This is a genomic window from Ancylobacter sp. 3268, assembly GCF_031456575.1.
Taxonomy (GTDB): Bacteria; Pseudomonadota; Alphaproteobacteria; order Rhizobiales; family Xanthobacteraceae; genus Ancylobacter.
The window spans coordinates 18,027-35,890 of the sequence record NZ_JAVDUX010000002.1; the positions used below are offsets into that span (position 1 = coordinate 18,027).

Below are 17,864 nucleotides of genomic sequence, written 5' to 3' on the forward strand. Positions count from 1 at the left end.
AGACGCAGGCGGCGCTGAAGGCCGCCTTGGGGGCCGCACCCTCGTCGAACAGGCGCCGGTACCGCCGCGCCAGAGCACGAGCACGATCGCCCGCCACGCTGATCAGCCGCGAAGCGCGCAGGCCGACGGCGTATCCCGACGAGGGCATCTGGACCATCGGCATCGGCCACACCGCCGCCGCCGATCCCCCATGCCGTCCTCACGATCACGGCCGCCGAGGCGTACGCCATCTTCGCCCGCGATCTGATCCAGTACGAGGACGCGGTGCGCGTGGTCATCGTGGTGCCGCTGACTGATCACCAGTTCGACGCTCTGGCCTCGGTTTGCTATAATATCGGCACCGGTGCCTCCGCGCGAGCGGCCTTCGTGAAGCCCATCAATGCCGGCGGGAGCCCGGCGCAGATCCGCGCCGCCAGCCTGATGTGGCGCAGGCCGCTCGAGATCCTCTCGCGCCGCACCGGCGAGGCCGACCAGTTCGCCGCCCTCTACAGCACCGCACGACCCAAGGCCCGGTCGACCGAAGACCGGCCAATCAGATTGGTCGCCTGAGACGCCTGACATCGTCTCGACCATCAAGGCTCCGCCGCAAGCGGTCACCCTCTTCTCGTGCGCCATGCTCTCCGCCTGGGGCGGGATGCAGATCTACGACCACAACCCGCCCGTCGCGGGATGCAGCGCCACGGCCGAGGGGCCTGCCAAGCCCGCCGGCGGCACGCTGCGTATTGCCTATACCCTCCAGCGCCACCGGCAATACGGCACGACGGCAGACCGGGCGATCTTCGACGCCTCCGGCACCGGCTTCGCGCTCGACACGCTCACCTTCGTCGCCGGTGCCGGTCCCATCGGGCAGGAGAGCCACGCGTCCTCGATCCATGCGCCGCATCAGGCGGCGCCGGGGCCGGCGGTGTTCCGTGAGAGGCCGGTGCGGCGGCACATCTCCCGGATCGAGCAACGATCCCGATGATGCCCGCGCCGGATGACGCTCAAAAACTCCATGTCGATCACTCCGCTGTCCCCCGCGCGTGCCGCGTGAGACGTGGTGAAAACATGGGTCGTTTCTCGATGGAAAATCCGAGCCTGCCGAGGCAAGTCTCAATGGAAATCAACACTCACCATCTCGTACCGGTTGTCGAAAGACTGGAACAGGGAGCTTCCGACAAGAGCGGAACGGCTCGCCGAAGTCTGGAAGCTGGTCAAGGAACAGAAGTGATGGCAGCGCCACGCGAGGTTGCGGGGACCGGGGATCGGCCGGACCTCCTGACGGCGGTGATGTTCGTGGGAATCGGTGCGCTCGGCCTCTGGGCCGGGCGCGACCTGACCATGGGTACCGCCGCCATGGGGCCGGGCCACCTGCCCCGGATCGTCTGCGAGTTCCTGATCCTCGTCGGCCTGATCGTCGGCGGGATCGGCCTGTCTCGGGCGCGGGCGGATATCGCGGCTACCTGCCCTCTTTGGCCGGCATGATCCGGCGAGGAGCGCCTGACCTCCGGTGCGATCGAACTCTTCGACGGCATCGACTTCGTCGTGATCGCGATCGGCGTCTTCGGTTTCACCGAGATCATCGAGAACCTCGATAACGTGGAAGCACGCGGCGTGCTTGCCAGCAATCTCAGCCGCCTCTGGCCGACGCGGGATGACTTCCGGAAGGCCTGGCCAGCCGTGCTGCGGGGGACGGGTATCGGCACATTCCTTGGAATTCTGCCGGGCGGTGGGGCGACGCTGGCATCATTCTGCGCCTACTCCCTGGAAAAGAAGGTTGCGAAGCGACCGGAGAATTTGGGGACGGCGCCGTCCAGGGCGTGGCGGTCCGATCTTGCAGGTTGGCCGCCCTCACAGATCACCTGCCTCAGTGAGGGGCGTCGAACCGCCCTTCACTCGGCACCTTTGCGACGGAAATTCAAAGCTGTTTCGCTGGCGCCCCGCCGTTTATTGGGCGGGTTTCAAGGCGCGTTGCCGGCCAATCTGCAATATCGCTATGCTGGTGAGAACAAGGACAATCGCTGCAATTTCCAGGATGCCGACGGGCTCTCCGGCGGCCCAGCCGATCAGCAGGGCAACGTTGGGGGTGATGTAGGTTGCGCCCGAGGCGGCGACGGCACCCAGCTCCTGCAGCAGATGGTAGTAGATCAGGAACGCCATGCCGGTTCCGAGGATGCCGAGACCTACCGCAACGCCGGCAGCAGCGTGCCAATCTTGCAGTATGTCGCTCATCCCCGTTCGATCGGTGACGGCCAGGAGCACCAACAGGGCAAGCCCGGTCTGCCATGTCGCGAGCGCGAGGGGCGGAAGGTTGTAGGGCGATATGAAGCGGCGGACATAGACATAGGACACGCCGAGGATGGTGGTTGCCGCCAACATCCATAAAACCCCGGTGATATCGATCGTTCTACCCGCCCCCTCCCAGGGCCGGGCGATCAGTACGATTCCGGCAAAGCCCGCCAGCACGCCGGCCAGCATCAGTGCATTCGGCTTTTCCGTGCGAAGAAATAGAAGTGCTGCGATCGTGGTGAACAGCGAAATCGACCCGCCGAGAACTCCCGCGATACCGGAGGGAAGGCGCGCCGTGCCTTCCGCGATCGCGAAATAATAAAAGGCCGTCGCCAGCACGGCCATGACGAGGAAATGCGGCAGACAGCGCATCTGCTCCCTGCCGATCACGCCCTTCCGCCAGGCGACGAAGGCCAGCGGCAGAAAGCCGAAGAACACACGTAACAGGGTGATTTGCGCAGGCGTGATCAGTTCCGCCGCCCATTTCATGTAGATAAAATTCGAGCCCCAAAAGAGGCCAAGGAGCGCGAACGCCAGATAGGTGAGGCGCATGAAGCTGGTCCCCGTCACCGGGAAACCATCATGAGGCGAAGCCCTGCTTTCCCGATGCGGAGCCTGCCGGATTGCGGGCCATGTGTCACACCGCCGACATGCTCTCCCGCTCGCTCGGCGGTGGTTTTGATGGGCGCGAGCCGGATGCCGCCGACAGCCATGATCGCTGCGCCTGTCGCGACGCCCCACGTCGGCTGTTCACCAAAACCGATCGAACCTGCAAAGGTCACCAGCCATAATCGATCCAGCCCCACGATTGCCAGCCTTGCGAGGCGACAACCTTGGACGATGCTATGCTGCCGTCACCGCAAGCGGTCCGAGCCGGGCAAAGATATCCCACCTTACAGGGAGCCGGTGCTGGCGGGCCTCGTCACCTCGCGCGCGGCAAGGCCGGCCGCCGGCCTCTCCGCTCATCGGCTGGCTCACAGATCCGGAGAACGGAGAACGCAGTCTGGCATTCGACGGTCGTCCGCGCCGTATGGGCCGCGACACGGGGCATGCATGCCATCAGCGACGGGGCCGTTCCATGAACTGTCAGGCGTCGGAAAACCGGGCTCGTCCTAACGCGGGTAGCGGCCGCGTTAAGCTTAGCAGCGCGGTTTCCTCGGAAAATATGTGATTTCGTGACGAGATGGCGCATACCTGACACCGTCAACCGATAGGTGGATCACTCAGTGCAAGATCGAGGCGGGTTGAAAAATGAAGGTGGCTACACACCTCAGATACTTGTGCGACGCAGCGTCCGCCTCGCTCCGAAACTTGCAGTTGCAGGCATCGCGTTCGCCTTGCTCGGGCTGGCCGTGTTCGGCTTTGGCTGGGGCATTGCCCTTTTTCCGGGTACGAATGTGCGTACCTTTCCGCTCAATTCCGCAGCTCTGCTGCTGATCGGTATTGCCGCCCTGCGTCTGCGGCCATCAAGGCCGGTGATCCCCACCTACGGCCTCGTGGCGACCGCGGCGGTGCTGGCCTTGTTGAAGCCGGTTCTGGTGCTCTTTGGCTGGATCACGGGTCCCACGACCATCAACAACACGATCATGATCGAACTTCTGGCACTCGCCGTGGTGCTTGTGGCCCAGCGCCGTATAGCGGCGGGTCAGTTCCTGGCCATGCTGTCCATGCTGCTGCCGATCTCCTTTCTGGTAGGTTGGCTCTACACGGCCAAAAGCTTCGATGGCTCGATCGTCATCATCGTGATTGCGAGCGGCCTGCTCTCGGGGGCGTCGGTGCTCTGCGGAACCGCCAATCGGGGGCCGCTGCGCCATTTGCTGGCGCCTAACCCCGAAGGGCGGCTTCAGCGTGCCCGATTGACGGTTCTGGTAGCCGCCACGATTGGGCTCGGCTACATCGGAACGAGGCTGGATTTCCACCGGGAGGTGGTACCGCTCATCATCACGGCGATGGTCGGCATCATCATCGTCATGGTGACCGATATCTTCGGCTATCTGAGCCGTGTGGCGGAGAAGGCATCCGGCTTGCTCCTGTCGGGTCGCCCGTCGCCTTTGGATGCTAAGATAAGCGAGGCGTTGCACGGTGGTGATTTCAGCCTGTACTACCAGCCTCAGGTGGATCTTTCCACCAATCGCACCGTCGGCATGGAGGCACTGGCGCGCTGGCAAGATCCGGAGCTTGGAATGGTCTCGCCGGCCGTGTTCATCCCGGCGGCGGAGGCCAGCGGCGAAATTATTCCGTTGGGATATTGGCTCCTGGAAAGGGCGTGCGAACAGGGGGTCCGGTGGCAAGGAACCGTTCTTGACGGCGTTCCCATCTCCGTCAACGTGTCGCCGGTCCAGCTGAAGATGCCTGACTTCGTGGAGAATGTCCGTCAGATCCTGTGCCGGACGGGCTTCCCGCAGGAGTGCCTTATTCTGGAGCTCACGGAGAGCGGGATGGTGCGCCGCGGAGAACCGGGCTTCCAGGCCCTCTGGACGCTTCATGAAATGGGCCTCAAGATTTCGATAGACGATTTCGGCACCGGCTATTCCTGCCTGGCCTATCTGCATGATCTGCCCGTCACTTATCTGAAGATCGACCAGTCATTTGTGCGCCGCCTGCCGAGCGAGGAACGCGATGTCGTCGTCGCTCGATCGATCGTAGGTCTGGGGCGGGGGCTTGGGCTGATCATCGTCGCAGAAGGGGTCGAAACGCCTGAACAAGCCGACTTTCTGAGGGGCATTTGGTGTGACAAGGCCCAAGGCCATCTATTTAGCCGTCCGCTGGATGCGGATGCTGTATTGGAGTGGGCCATGAGGCATTCGGACGGAAAGGCTCTTTCCGTTCAAGCCGGCTGAGACGGTCTCAATCCCCGAGCGCGTGCGGGGCGCACGTAGGAGAAGTGCCTATGTCTCGATCTGCGACACATAATCCATGCGCGCCCGCCGGGAAGATGTTGACCGGCATATCCGGTTTCGATCGCATGTCGGGCGGAGGCCTCCCTCTCGCCAGGATCTCCGCCGTCATTGGCGGAGCCGGTGCCGGGAAGACCGTCTTCGCCATGCAATCGATGATCAGCGTGGTAAATGCCGGCGGCAATGGTGTCTTCGTCTCGTTTGAACAGTCGCCACACAGCATACGCGAAGGCTTCATGGCGTTCGACTGGAACGCCGAGGACTTGTTCGGGTCGGACCGCATCTGCATTCTGGATGGACGGATGCGTAGCGATGTGGCCATTAGTGGCGGCTTCGACATTGCCGGCCTGCTTGCCAGCGTCGGCGGTGCGTTTCCACCCGGTCAGGCGAGCTGTATCGTCTTTGACGGCATCGATGCGCTTCTCAGCCTTCTGGAAAGCACCGCGCTTCAGCGCACGGAATTGCTGCGCATGCAGGAATATGTCGAGCAGCTGTCGTCGACGGTGATTCTCACGCTCAAATCCTATCCGAACGTCACGGGGGGCTTCGAGGAGGTCGCGCTTTACATGTCGGATTGCGTTGTCGAACTCGAACGCAATACCGAAGACGGGCTGGCGAATCGCAGCCTGCGCATTCAGAAATACCGCAGCTCTGCTCACGCGCAGAGCCGCGTACCCTTTCTCATGACGCAGAAGGGTATCGAGATAGCGGCCATTGAAGCGGAGCCGAAGCAGCCGCCGATTACCAGCGAGCGGCTTTCGGTCGGCATTGCCCGCCTGGACGAGATGCTCGCCGGTGGCGTCTACCGCGGTAGCAGCACGCTTCTATCGGGCTCGCCTGGCACCGCCAAGACGACGCTGGGTGCCAGCTTCCTCGAGGCGTGCTGCAACAGGGAAGAACGGGCGCTGGCGATCTTCTTCGACGAGAACCCGGGTGAAATCGTCCGCAATGCCGCGTCGGTCCGTATCGATCTCGAACGGCATGTCGGTTCGGGTCTGCTCCGATTGCACGGCATGGTCGATCGATCCGCCGGACCTGACGAGTTTGCCCATGAGATCGCCGAACAAGTCCGCGACCACCACCCGCGGCACCTGCTGATCGACCCGATATCGATCTTCACGAGCTCGCAAAGCGCCCAGAATGCGGTCCGGCGGCTGCTGCAACTGTGCAAGCGCGAGGGCATCACCGTTGTGATGACGAGCCTGCTCGACCGCCTGAACGGAGAGAATGAATCCAGCCGTTCGAACGTGTCGACGCTATGTGATAACTGGATACATCTTTCCTATCTCGTGCAAAGCGGCGAACGCAATCGCAGCCTCACCGTCGTGAAATCACGAGGCACGCCTCATTCCAACCAGGTGGGTGAGCTTCTCCTCTCCAACGAAGGCATCACCATTGCCGACGCCTTCACCGAGGATGGTGCCGTCCTCATGGGCTCGCTGCGCTGGCAGAAGGAGCGGGCCAACGAGCAGGATCTGCGCAAGGCGGAACTGGAAGCGGACCGGGTCGAGCGTGGAACGATACGGGACATCGAGGAATTGGAGCGTCGCCAGCTCGCGCTCGAAACGGAACTGAAGGAAAAGCGGGAGGATCTCCACCGGCTTCAGAGACAGGCGCGTGACGTATCGCATGCCGAAGAGGAGCGCCGCGACATGATGAGCCGACGGCGCAGCAGCCGTTCAACACTCTCCGCGCCTCAACCGGACGGGGACGCGTGATGACGGATAACAGGCCACCGCCTGCGGCGCAGGGGTCCGCTCCCTCATCGATCCGCTTCGAACTCTATGTCGCCGGCGACACTCTCTACTCCCGGCGGGCCATCGCAAATCTGGAAAATCTTCTGAAGGGTCTCGAGGGAGACATTACCTTCGAGGTGATCGATGTGCTCAAGGATCCTCAAGCGGCGTTCCGGCGCGGAATTTTCGGCACTCCGTCCCTCGTCACGCAGGTGGGAGAGCACCAGAGCCTCATCCTTGGCGACCTGAGCGATCCGGAGCCGGTCCTTCGGCGATTGGGGTCCGGGCCGGCCGGCTGAGCTATTCAACGCGCCCATCCACCCGCGTAAATTCTATGCGGGAGAACGCCGACCGGCAGTAATGGGCGAGATCAGCAAGGCATCCGGGAGCCGGCTTTTGCCGGTATCCCAGACTTGGACGGTCGTCGTCTGGAATATGAAGCGGCCATGAACATGACCCTCGCGGCCGGCCGCTCGGCCCCGGTCGGCGTGCGCGCGCTTCCGACAGAGGTCGTGGGCCATCGCCGATGGCGACGTTTCCCTTTTCGCGACACAGCCTGCCGGACCGCGGGACTACTGCATCACGCCACGGAACGTCAAAATGCGCCCGGTGGCGTCACCCTCTGATCGGCCACCGGCCCTGAACCACTGAAGAGAGGACGGAATGGAAAAGCCGGAATTCTTCGTCACCCCCGGTTATGGGGAACGCCTGCGCGACCTGCTGCACTACTCGCAGGCGGTGCGGATCGGCAATCGCGTGGAGATATCCGGCCAGGGCGGCTGGGATGACGATCTGCGGATTCCCGATGCCCTTGAGGAGGAGATCGCTCAGGCGTTCCATAATGTGGAGCGCACGCTGGTGACGGCAGGCGCGAGCTGGGAACATGTGGTGCACGTCAATTCCTACCATGTCGGCGGCTTTCCCCCCGAGGTCAACGAGACGATGGCGCGCCTCTACCGCCGCTATATGCCGCGCCATGCGCCGATCTGGACGCAGACCGGCGTCGGCGCGCTGGGACTGCCGACCATGCGCATCGAGATCCGTGTGACCGCCATCATCGTCTGAGCCGTGCGGCGGCACATCGGCCCGCCCGTGCCTCGTCGCCCGGGCGTGTCGACGCGATCGGGGAACATTCCGGCACGCAAACCGTCGATCCCTGCCGCCGGCGTCACGGCCAGATGGCGCCTCGCAACCTCGCGCGGAAGGAGAAAAGTGATGAAGCTTCGCAAGTTCACCATCGCCGATGCCTCGCTGGAACGCTCGCCCGGCCAGGAAGCGGACATATTCGTCGGCAATCTGGTCGACGAGCGGCAGGGCGGGCCGATCACCATCGGTTATGGACGCTACGCCCCGCATCAGAGCCTCGCCGAGACCATGGCGGTTGACGACGTCATGATCGTTCTGGAGGGCAGGCTCACGGTCTCCACCGAGGCCGGCACGATCGTCGCCGGCGCCAGCGACATCGTCTATATGCCGAAGGGCGAGGCCGTCACCATCCGCACCGATGAGGAAGGCGCGTTGACCGCCTATGTCACCTATCCGCATTGGCAGCCGGCGCACGCCTAGTGTGCGCCGCCCTTCATCGGCACCGCTCTCGAAGGGAGGCCCATGCGCGCCAAAACGGCCACAAGTCGCCGCCACAAGGCGGGCATTCAGCCTGGGTTAGGGGTTCCCGCCTTAATGGCTATTAGCTTCCGGTGGCCGTCCGGGCCGGGGCTTGTCTTTTGATGTCAAGAACCCCGTTCGTGCAGACGAGTGAGTTTAGGCGGCTCCTGCCGAAGCTATACATGGCGGTGACAGGGTACTACGCTCAGAGGAGGCAGTGTGGCCATCCAGCGCGTTTGGAAGTGAGTCCGCGCAAAGGGGCAATGACAATGATGCGTTCGACCCTGATCAGCAGCCTTGCTTTGCTTCTCGCGGCAGGTCCGGCCTTCTCCGACGTTTCCACCGAAACCGTCAGGTCGCTGTCGGCACCGGCGGCGGTCGATACCCGTGCCGGCACGCTCGAGTTCCAGGACGGCGTGCCGACAGCCGAAACGGCGCGGAAGGTCTACGACGTGCTCGACTTCACCCGCGCGCTCGACGTCTACAACAACAGCTTCCGGGGAGCCTCTGCGCTCGCCCTTGTGAAGGGCTTCCAGGAGATCGGCGCCAAGCCCGGCGATGTCGTCATCTTCTCCGAGCTGATGGACTCGGCGTCGCTGTTCCTGACCGCCAACGCCGATACGATCTACTACATGGCGGGTCTCGACCTGAGCAAAGCACCGGTGGTGATCGAGCAGCCCTCGGGCGGCATCGGCACGATCAACGACATGTGGTTCTCCTGGATCATCGACATCGGCGCGCCGGGCCCGGATCGCGGGTTGGGCGGGAAATACCTGATCGTCGGCCCCGACTATGATGGCCCGCTGCCCGAGGGCGGCTACTTCATCGCCCGTTCGAAGACCAATTTCGCGCTCTATGCGGCGCGGGCCAATCTCGTCGGCAACGATCCCAAGCCGGCGGTCGACAACATCAAGCGGACGATGAAGGTCTATCCCTACGAGCCGGGCAGCTACGGCACCAGCATCGCCGCGGCGCTCGACGGAACGGTGCGGATCGCCGGCGAACCCAAGGTCCCCGAGACCACGTTCATCGAAGGCACCGGTCGCTCGTTCAACACCGTCCCGCCGAGCGACTACGGTTTTTTCGAGCTGATCAACGAGAACGTCCAGAACGAGCCGGCCACCAGCTACGATGTGGAACTCGCCGGCCAGCTCGCCGCCATCGGCATCGTGCACGGCAAGCCGTTCCAGCCGGACGAGCGGATGAAGAATATCCTCTCCGAAGCCGCCGCGGTCGGGCAGGCGACGGGCCGCGCGCTCAATTGGCGCTACGCGATGGAGCACCCGGATTGGGCCTATTACGAAGGCTCGCACTGGGGCAACATGCTGTGGGAAGGCGGAGCCTTCTTCGAGACGCCGCCGCCGGTGTTCGAGAAGGGCGTCTTCAAGCCGCGGCCGCCGACCGGCGCGCGCACGCTCGATTCGCGCACGGCCTTCTACTACGCCTATACGCTCGATTCGCCGGGCATGATCATGCGGATTCCCGGCGTCGGCTCGCAATATCTGATGGGCTTCCTCGACGCCGACGGCAAGCCGTTCGACGGCGCGAAGACCTACAAGGTGACCCTACCCAAGGGCATCCCGGCTGAGGCATTCTGGTCCTTCACGCTCTACGACAACCAGACCCGCTCGATGCTGCAGACGCCGCAGAAATATCCACGCGCCGGCAGCCAAAGCTATCCCTCCCCGGCGGCTGAAGTGGCGGCCGACGGCGCGACCACGATCTATTTCGGTCCCGCGCAGCCCAACGGCGCCCCACGCGGCAACTGGATCCAGACCGACCCCAAGAAGGGCTGGTTCACGATCCTTCGCCTCTACAGCCCGCTCCCTTCCTTGTTCGACAAGAGTTGGCGTCCGAGCGAGATCGAAGCAGTCGAGTGAACCGGTGAGAAACGGATAACCATCGAACCGGGACGTCGCGCCCGGTACGGACGTTGGCGGCGTGCCTTGCCGGCCGGTTCGCACGGCGATCTATACAAGGTTGGATCGCGCACTCAGTTCTTCGAGGTCGAGGTCACGTTCGAGCTCCTGCAACGTCTCCTCGTCGATCTGGCCGCTGCGATGAAGCCGCAGCAGTTCGATGCGGCCACTGGCGATCGCCTCCAGCACCAGGTTGAAGTGGGCGTGAAGCGTCGGTCCGTAGTCTTCCACCCGGTCGGCATATTCGGCGAGGTGCGTCGCCTTCCGGCGATAATGATCGAGGAGCAGCGGATGGATGAGCGTTCCATCCGGGTCATAGGCGCGGCGCTCGATGAGCGTCAGCTCCGCCTGTGCGATCGCCGACTCGGCTTGGCTCATGGTCAGCCGGGGACGATCCGTCGCCACTTCGGCGGGGCGCACCCAACGGATCACCGCTCCCAGTGTCGTCCCCTGCACGAGAACGGTGATCAGGATGGCGACGAAAGCAGCCACCAGGATGAAATCGCGTCCGGGAAAGCCCTCCGGGACGCTGAGCGCCACCGCCAGCGTCACCACCCCGCGCATGCCGGCCCAGCCGAGCACCATCGCCCCGCGTGGCCCCACAGGCGCATAGCGGCGAAGGCCCGATGCCCGCGCCAGCACGATCAGGAGGTCCGCTCCGAAGATCCAGACGAAGCGTGCGGCGGTCATGGCGAGGATGATCAGCAGGATCGGCACCGCCATCTCCTCGATGACCACCCCGAAGCCGCCGACCCGTTCGATAACCCCGCGCAGCGACAGGCCGATCAGCATGAAGACCAGCGCCTCCATCAGGAAGATCATCACCGTCCAGAACGACGTGCCGCGCCGGCGCACGGAGGCGGGGAACAGGACATGCTGATACCAGCCGCAGATCAGGCCGTTCACCACGGTCGCGACGACCCCGGACAGGTGCAGGCTCTCGGCGATCATATAGGCCGGCCAGCACACCAACGCCGATGCGGCGATCATCAGGTAGTCGTCGTCGAGCCGGCGCACCAGCAGCACCCAGGCCGCGCCCACCGCGACGCCGACGGCGGCGCCGCCCACCGCCAGCAGCGCGAAGTTCTGCAGTGCCGCGACGGTGCTGAACGTCCCGGTCACGCTAGCGGCAATCGCGAAGCGGAACAGCACGAGGCCGGTGGCATCGTTCAGCAGGCTCTCGCCTTCCAGCAGGATCGACAGCCGCCGTGGCAGCCTCACCCTGTGCAGCACGGCCCGCGCCGACACGGCGTCCGGCGGCGAGACGATCGCCCCCAGCGCCGCGCAAGCCGCCCATGGCAGGGAGGGCACGAGCGCATGGGCGACCACCGCGACGACGATGGTGGTGAACAGCACCGCCCCCACCGCCAGCGCGCCGATGCCGATCATGTGCTGGCGCAACGGATTGATGGCGATGAACCATGCGCCATCCATCAGCAGCGGCGGCAGGAAGATCGCCAGAACCAACGCCGGATCGAGCGAGATGGCCGGCAGGCCCGGCACGAAGGCCAGGATCGCACCGCCTGCCAACAGCGCGACCGCCGGCGGCAACGACAGGCGATTTGCGAGAAATTGAAGCGCGATGGCCGCGAACAGCGTCGCGATGACCAGCTCAAGCAGCCCGATCGAGCTCATCGACTTCCTCTCGGACATGAGGGCCGGTACGCCGCCCAACGACCGCGCACGCCCGGCACATGCGCGAATCTCGCATGCACCGGCGCGCCCGGTCGATCGGAATTTCATCCCCCGCGACCAACGATCTTTCCAGTTCCCAGCATCTCGATGGGTCGTTCGTCCGGTCGAAAAGGTGCGGCCTTCATCGGCAGCCGCTTCGCCGGCGTGCACTCCGGGACGCCCGTCTCACGCGGGGGCCAGCTGGGACGATCTCGGCAGGCTGAAGATGAAGACGAGAACGCCGAGCAAGGTGAGGCCGAAGCCAGCCCATGCCGCCGACAGCAGCCCGTATCCGGCGGCAATGGTCAGGCTGCCGGCCCAGGCGCCGATGGCATTGGCGACGTTGAGCGAGGCGAGATTCAGCGCCCCCATCAGCGTCGGCGCCTCCGGTGCGACCCGCGTCAGGCGCACCTGGATGGTCGGGATCGCCATCATCATCGTCATCCCGATGCAGAACAGCATGGGCATGAGGATCCACACATCGCCGCCGCCGGCACCGAGCAGCGCCAGCATGACGAGGGCTCCGCCGAAACCGATCAATAGCCCGCGCGCGGGATAGGCATCGGCCAGACGTCCGCCGACGAGATTTCCCACCGTCATGCCGATGCCGAACAGCGCCAGCGCCAGCGGAATCCAGCTCGGGGCGAGCCCGGCGACATCCGTCGTGAACGGAGCGATAAAGGTGTAGACCGCGAAAATGCTGGCCACGCCGAGCGCAGCGACCAGCATGGTGATCCATACGGCGGGTCTGCGCAGCGAGCCGAGTTCCTGCACCACCGAGCCGCCCCGCAGCGCATCGGTGACCGGTACCCACGCCCAAAGTGCCAGCAACGAGAGCACGGAGAAGCCGGCGACCGTGAGATAGGTGTTCCGCCAGCCCAGCGTCTGGCCGAGCAATGTCGCCATGGGCGAGCCGACGATGGTGGCGACGGTCAGGCCGGTCATCACCAGCGCGAAGGCCTTCCCGCCCCGACCGGGACCCACGATATAGGTCGCTACCACCGCCCCGGCGCCGAAATAGGCGCCCTGCGGCATGCCGCTGATGAACCGGGCGAGGGCGAAGGTGCCGAGGCCGGTCGCCAGCGCCGACAGCACATTGCCGATCACGAACAGCCCCATCAGGTAAAGCAGCAGCGTCCGGCGGTTCAGCCGCGCGGCCACCAGCGTGACGAGCGGCGCGCCGATGACGACACCGAAGGCATAGGCGGCGATGGCGTTCGTGGCGGTGGGGATGTCGATGTCGAGGCTGGCCGAGAACAGCTGGATGATGCCCATGCTGGCAAATTCGGAGGTGCCGATGCAGAAGCTGCCGAAGGCCAGCGCGAACAGCGTCAGCCCGCGTCGGCGTTGCTGGGCCGCCTCGGTGCAGTGCACGGTCACGGCGGCGCATTGGGCGCCATAGCCCTTGTCGAGCATGCGTCTTGCCTCCTGCTTGCGATGTATCGGGGGCGGCGGCCAAGGGCAGGGCGTTTCCACCTGCCGGTCAGGTCAGGCTCCCGCCTGCGCATAATGTGTCGGGTAGTCCGTATAGCCTTCGGCCCCGCCGCCATAGAACGTCGCCTGGTCGGGGTCGGAGAGCGGCGCGTCGGATCGCAGGCGCTCCACCAGGTCGGGATTGCTGATGAAGGGCCGGCCGAAGGCGATCATGTCGGCATGGCCCGTCGCGATGGCATTGATCGCCAGCTGCCGGTCATAGCCGTTATTTGCGATATACCGTCCACCGAAGGCGGCGTGGAGCGCCCGGAAATCGAACGCCGCGGCGCCGTTCGGGCCGCGCGTCTGGCCCTCGACGCAATGGAGATAGGCCAGATCCAGCGTGCCGAGTTCGCGGGCCAGATAGCCGTAGGTCGCCTGCGGATCGCTGTCGAGCGGCGTATCGCCCACCGCGCGGGTCAGCGGGGACAGCCGCACGCCGACCCGGTCGGGACCCCAGATTTCCGCGACGGCTGTGATCACTTCGATGGGAAACCGCGTCCGGTTCTCGACCGGGCCGCCATATCGGTCGGTCCGCTGATTGGTGCTGTCGCGGATGAACTGCTCCAGCAGGTAGCAATTGGCCGAGTGGACCTCCACGCCGTCGAAGCCGGCCTCCCTCGCCCGGCGCGCGGCGTTCCGGTAATCCTCGATCAAACCCGGGATTTCATCGGTCTCCAGCGCCCGTGGCATGGAGGGCGTCGCCTGCGTCTGGGTTTCAAGGAAGACCAGCTCGCCGGCCCGGATGGCCGACGGCGCCACCGGCGCCGCACCATTCTCCTGCAGCGAGACATGCGACATCCGGCCCACATGCCAGAGTTGGCAGACGATCTTCCCTCCGGCGTCGTGCACGGCATCCACGACGGGCTGCCACGCGGCGACATGCGCGTCGGTGTAGATGCCGGGCGTGAAGGCATAGCCCCTCCCCTGCCGCGAGATGTTCGTCGCTTCGGAAATGATCAGGCCCGCCGAGGCGCGCTGGCGATAATAATCGATGGCGAGCCGCGAATGGACGCCGTCGGCGTCGGCCCGCGAACGGGTCAGCGGCGCCATCGCGATCCGGTTGGCCACATCGAAGGCACCGATCCGGGTCGGTGAGAATAGATCGGGAAGCACCGTGGCTGACACGTCGCACCAATCCGTTTGGGGAAGAGGGATGTCGAACAAGACTTGCCTCCATCACCGGAGCGCGTTTCGACGGCCGATGGAGATCTATTCATGGCCACATCGTAGCAACCGGGATGCGGCTGGCATGTCAAAGCTGGTCAAAAGACGTAAAGCTCGCCTTTGATCGCCGGGTGGCGGATGTTGAACATGCGGCTGGACGCATGGGTCCCAGCGGGAGACATGCCGGATCGGGCGATCAGTCGAGCGTCAGGAAGACATGCATGCGCTGCCGCGCGGCCGAAAGCTCCGCGAACTCGACATCATCCTTGAACTTGGCGCAGGTCCTGGCAAGGAGATCGAAGGCGGCGGCAATGCAGCCGTCAGCCTCCAGCTTCTCCGATAGCGTGGCGGCGGCGCGGAGCTCCAGCGTCAGGGCGCCGATATCGCCGGCCTTCACCACCGCGAGCCGCATCAGCCGCTCGCCCTCCTCGTCATCACCGAGGCGACGTTCGATCAGGCCGGAAATACGCAGGATCTCCGGCATGCACCATTCGGCCGACTGCGTGCGTGCCAGCGCATGCGCTTCCTCGATCAGCGCCTTCGCCTCGTCGACGGCCCCCGACAGCAGCAGGGCCTCGGCGACCATGCTGTAATGCATGGGCGCGCGCAGGAGGAACCGCGCGGCCATGAGTTCGTCCAGCCGCACCCGCATCTCGGCGGCGGCCCCCTGCTCCTGGCGCTTGGCGCGGAGAACGCTGCGGAAGAACCGGCAAACCTCCCGCCAGATGCCGATGTCTTCCTTCAGGCCGTTCTGTTCGAGCGAGGTCAGGAAACCATCGGCGCTCTGCAACTCTCCGGTCCATAATGCGAGGGGGATGGCGCAGACGGCCAGCGTATTCGACTGCGAGACCACGTGCCCCGTTGCCTCGGCTCGGCCGACCGCCTCGCGCGCCATGTCCATCGCGCGGTTGGGTTCCCCGGATATCCAGAGCACGATCGCGTAGGAGCAGCGGATCGCCACGCCGCGCTCCGCATGGAACCGCGCGAAATGCACCGGGTCCTTGGAACGCTGGTGGCGTGTGACCAGCCGCTCGAGCCGCTGCCGCGCGCTGGCGATCTTGCCGATATAGATTTCCGCCATCGCCAGCGAGCGGTTGCCTTCGGCCATCGCCGGCCAGTCGCTCTGGGCCTCGGCGAGGCTCATGAACTGGTTGAACCAGCGAATGCCCTCGTGATGGCGCCCGACGAATACGAGGTAGGATGCCAGCCCCCACAGGCCGTAGAGCTGATATTTCGGGCTCTGGATCTCCACCCCGAGCTTGTAGCATTCGAGCCAGGCTCCCTCGGCATCAAAGGCGAGGTGCTGGGCGAAGCTGATCCCGGAGGCGCGCGCGGCCACCAGCTTCGCCGTCAGATCGGAGGGACAGCTGCCGATCTCGCGAATGGCCAGCAGCGCGCGCTCGACACGCGACTGCATTTCCCCCATCGACGACAATTCGTTCCATAGGGGGATCGCCGCGGCCGTCAGCCGGATGCCGAGCATCCGGTCGCCATTCGGACCGAACGCCCTCGCCATGGTGTTGCGCAGGTCGTCGACCCGATCGGCGTAATCGGCCATCCATTCGGGCTTCTCGCGCCACTCCCACTCTTCTGCGGCCTGCTCGAACAATGTCAGGATATGCCAGGCGTGCCGCTTCAGCGCACTGTCCTGCTCGGCGGAATCGGCCAGCCTTTCCATGGCGTAGGCGCGCGTGCTTTTCAGCAGCCGGTAGGTCAGCCGCCCGTCGCGATACTCCGCGCAGACCATCGATTTGTGCGTCAACCGTTCGAGCGTATCGATGGTCCACGCGGCATCGAGACCGGCTGGTTCGAGCACGGCGACCGCGTCCTGCAGCCGGAAGGCGCCCGCAAAGACCGATAGCAGCCTCAGAAGCGTCGCCTCGTCCTCCGCCAGCAGGCGGTAGCTCCAGTCGAGCGTCGCGAGCAGGGTCTGCTGGCGCAGCGGCGCCGCCCGCTCGCCGTTTCCCACCAGCAGGAACCTCTGTTCGAGCATGCGGGCCAAGGCCGGCACGCCGTAGGCCGGCGCCTTGCTGGCCGCCAGTTCGATCGCGAGGGCGATCCCGTCCAGCCGTTGGCAGATCGCGCATATGAGTGGCGCGTCCTCCTCGCTCAGCGCGTAGGCGTCGCGCTCCTGCGCCCGAGCGACGAAAAGCTGGACGGCACCGAAACCCATCGCCTCGTCCGCGCCGATGCTGGCCGATCTCTCCGGCACCGCCAGTGTCGGCAGGCGATAGATCTGTTCGGACATGGTCCGCAACGGCTCGCGGCTGGTGGCGAGAATCGCGATGGTGGGTATCGCGTCCAGCAAGCGGTTGACCACCGTTGTCACCGCAGAGATGAGGTGCTCGCAATTATCGAGGATGAGCAACATCTCGCGCCCGTGCAGGAGGTCGATCACTTCCGACAGCGTGTCTTCGGAACGCTGCCGGACGCCCACCCCCGAGGCGATCGCGGCAATGGCGTATTGCGCGTCGCCGACGGTGGACAGATCGATGAAGGCGACGCCATGGGCATAGACGTCCGACAGACGGTGGGCGACAGCGAGCGCGATCGCCGTCTTGCCGACCCCGCCCGGCCCGACGATGGAGACGGACCGGGCCGCGGAAACCGCAGAGATGATCTGTTCGATCTCGCCCGCCCGGCCGATGAGCGAGGGAGCCTTGGGCAGTGATTTCGCGCCACGGGAGACAAGCTGGGGCGCGGGGGTCATCCTGTCCCGCTCGATCTCGACGCTCGCCACGAAGCGATAGCCGCGGCCGGCCACCGTCGCGATATAGGCTTCCGAGGCCTCCTCCGAGAGAATTTTTCGCAGCGCCGCGACATTGACCTTGAGGTTGGCCTCCAGCACGAAGGTGTTGGGCCATACGAACTCGATCAGTTCGTTTTTGGTGACGACCTCGCCCGGCCGGCGCACAAGCAAGGTAAGAATATCGAGCGCCCGACCGCCTATGCGAACCTGGAGTCCGTTACGGAGCAGCAGCTGCCTTCCGGGAGCGAGCCGGAAGGGACCGAAGATATATATCGTGGCATCGGCTTCCGGACACTGCGGTTCCATGTCCTTCAATTGCCCCTGTTGGAACTGTCGTCCATCGCTCGTTCCAGAAGCGCGGCTCAAGCTTCAAGGC

The 17,864-nt window shown here is 64.9% G+C and carries 15 protein-coding genes and 1 pseudogene; 10 read left to right on the forward strand and 6 right to left on the reverse strand.

The window, feature by feature from the left end:
• Positions 1-204 precede the first annotated feature (204 nt).
• From J2X65_RS02355 to J2X65_RS02370, 4 genes and pseudogenes are all read left to right on the forward strand, one after another.
• On the forward strand, positions 205-549 hold the full coding sequence (locus J2X65_RS02355; RefSeq protein ID WP_404977660.1) for a glycoside hydrolase family protein: 345 nt from the start codon (positions 205-207) through the stop codon (positions 547-549).
• 85 nt (positions 550-634) lie between these two features.
• Positions 635-964 carry a hypothetical protein gene (locus tag J2X65_RS02360; protein WP_310198566.1) on the forward strand — a complete coding sequence of 110 codons (330 nt, stop codon included), beginning with the start codon at positions 635-637 and terminating at the stop codon, positions 962-964.
• A gap of 83 nt (positions 965-1,047) precedes the next feature.
• Positions 1,048-1,464, forward strand: coding sequence for a hypothetical protein (locus tag J2X65_RS02365; RefSeq protein WP_310197466.1), 417 nt, complete (start codon positions 1,048-1,050; stop codon positions 1,462-1,464).
• Positions 1,465-1,524: 60 nt separating this feature from the next.
• Positions 1,525-1,725: pseudogene (locus tag J2X65_RS02370) on the forward strand (tripartite tricarboxylate transporter permease); the annotation flags it as partial.
• Between the two features lie 201 nt (positions 1,726-1,926).
• Here the strand turns inward: J2X65_RS02370 and J2X65_RS02375 are convergent.
• On the reverse strand, positions 1,927-2,820 hold the full coding sequence (locus J2X65_RS02375; protein ID WP_310197468.1) for a DMT family transporter: 894 nt from the start codon (positions 2,818-2,820) through the stop codon (positions 1,927-1,929).
• Positions 2,821-2,834: 14 nt separating this feature from the next.
• Entirely contained in the window at positions 2,835-3,074 is a 240-nt protein-coding gene (locus tag J2X65_RS02380) for a hypothetical protein (protein WP_310197471.1), read from the reverse strand.
• Between the two features lie 438 nt (positions 3,075-3,512).
• Between J2X65_RS02380 and J2X65_RS02385 the strand changes: the two genes are divergently transcribed.
• From J2X65_RS02385 to J2X65_RS02410, 6 genes are all read left to right on the forward strand, one after another.
• Positions 3,513-5,108: an EAL domain-containing protein gene (locus J2X65_RS02385; RefSeq protein WP_310197475.1), complete on the forward strand. Its 1,596-nt coding sequence runs from the start codon at positions 3,513-3,515 to the stop codon at positions 5,106-5,108.
• Between the two features lie 98 nt (positions 5,109-5,206).
• Positions 5,207-6,883, forward strand: a complete 1,677-nt coding sequence (gene kaiC / locus J2X65_RS02390; RefSeq protein WP_310197477.1) for a circadian clock protein KaiC — start codon at positions 5,207-5,209, stop codon at positions 6,881-6,883.
• Positions 6,883-7,200 (forward strand): circadian clock KaiB family protein, encoded by a 318-nt coding sequence (locus tag J2X65_RS02395; protein ID WP_310197480.1) that lies wholly within the window; start codon positions 6,883-6,885, stop codon positions 7,198-7,200. The genes kaiC and J2X65_RS02395 overlap by 1 nt, the downstream gene beginning before the upstream one ends.
• 364 nt (positions 7,201-7,564) lie before the next feature.
• Positions 7,565-7,966 (forward strand): RidA family protein, encoded by a 402-nt coding sequence (locus tag J2X65_RS02400; RefSeq protein ID WP_310197481.1) that lies wholly within the window; start codon positions 7,565-7,567, stop codon positions 7,964-7,966.
• Between the two features lie 150 nt (positions 7,967-8,116).
• Positions 8,117-8,467, forward strand: coding sequence for an ethanolamine utilization protein (locus J2X65_RS02405; protein WP_310197483.1), 351 nt, complete (start codon positions 8,117-8,119; stop codon positions 8,465-8,467).
• Positions 8,468-8,775: 308 nt separating this feature from the next.
• Positions 8,776-10,386, forward strand: coding sequence for a DUF1254 domain-containing protein (locus tag J2X65_RS02410; RefSeq protein WP_310197485.1), 1,611 nt, complete (start codon positions 8,776-8,778; stop codon positions 10,384-10,386).
• Between the two features lie 90 nt (positions 10,387-10,476).
• On the opposite strand, the gene J2X65_RS02415 is transcribed toward J2X65_RS02410, so the two are convergent.
• The 4 genes from J2X65_RS02415 to J2X65_RS02430 all read right to left on the reverse strand — a co-directional run bounded on the left by J2X65_RS02415 (position 10,477) and on the right by J2X65_RS02430 (position 17,794).
• Positions 10,477-12,060, reverse strand: a complete 1,584-nt coding sequence (locus J2X65_RS02415) for a Na+/H+ antiporter (RefSeq protein ID WP_310197487.1) — start codon at positions 12,058-12,060, stop codon at positions 10,477-10,479.
• Between the two features lie 225 nt (positions 12,061-12,285).
• Positions 12,286-13,515, reverse strand: a complete 1,230-nt coding sequence (locus J2X65_RS02420) for an MFS transporter (protein ID WP_310197490.1) — start codon at positions 13,513-13,515, stop codon at positions 12,286-12,288.
• 72 nt (positions 13,516-13,587) lie between these two features.
• A complete protein-coding gene (locus J2X65_RS02425) occupies positions 13,588-14,700 on the reverse strand; it encodes an alkene reductase (RefSeq protein WP_310197493.1) in 1,113 nt (370 codons plus the stop codon).
• A 235-nt stretch (positions 14,701-14,935) separates the two neighbouring features.
• A complete protein-coding gene (locus tag J2X65_RS02430; protein WP_310197496.1) occupies positions 14,936-17,794 on the reverse strand; it encodes a winged helix-turn-helix domain-containing protein in 2,859 nt (952 codons plus the stop codon).
• Between the last annotated feature and the right edge of the window lie 70 nt (positions 17,795-17,864).

Coding starts and splice junctions, on each gene's coding strand:
- J2X65_RS02360 (WP_310198566.1), top strand. CDS start 635: ATGCAGATCTACGACCACAACCCGCCCGTCGCGGGATGCAGCGCCACG.
- J2X65_RS02365 (WP_310197466.1), top strand. CDS start 1,048: ATGGGTCGTTTCTCGATGGAAAATCCGAGCCTGCCGAGGCAAGTCTCA.
- J2X65_RS02375 (WP_310197468.1), bottom strand. CDS start 2,820: ATGCGCCTCACCTATCTGGCGTTCGCGCTCCTTGGCCTCTTTTGGGGC.
- J2X65_RS02395 (WP_310197480.1), top strand. CDS start 6,883: ATGACGGATAACAGGCCACCGCCTGCGGCGCAGGGGTCCGCTCCCTCA.
- J2X65_RS02400 (WP_310197481.1), top strand. CDS start 7,565: ATGGAAAAGCCGGAATTCTTCGTCACCCCCGGTTATGGGGAACGCCTG.
- J2X65_RS02405 (WP_310197483.1), top strand. CDS start 8,117: ATGAAGCTTCGCAAGTTCACCATCGCCGATGCCTCGCTGGAACGCTCG.
- J2X65_RS02410 (WP_310197485.1), top strand. CDS start 8,776: ATGATGCGTTCGACCCTGATCAGCAGCCTTGCTTTGCTTCTCGCGGCA.
- J2X65_RS02415 (WP_310197487.1), bottom strand. CDS start 12,060: ATGAGCTCGATCGGGCTGCTTGAGCTGGTCATCGCGACGCTGTTCGCG.
- J2X65_RS02420 (WP_310197490.1), bottom strand. CDS start 13,515: ATGCTCGACAAGGGCTATGGCGCCCAATGCGCCGCCGTGACCGTGCAC.
- J2X65_RS02430 (WP_310197496.1), bottom strand. CDS start 17,794: ATGGAACCGCAGTGTCCGGAAGCCGATGCCACGATATATATCTTCGGT.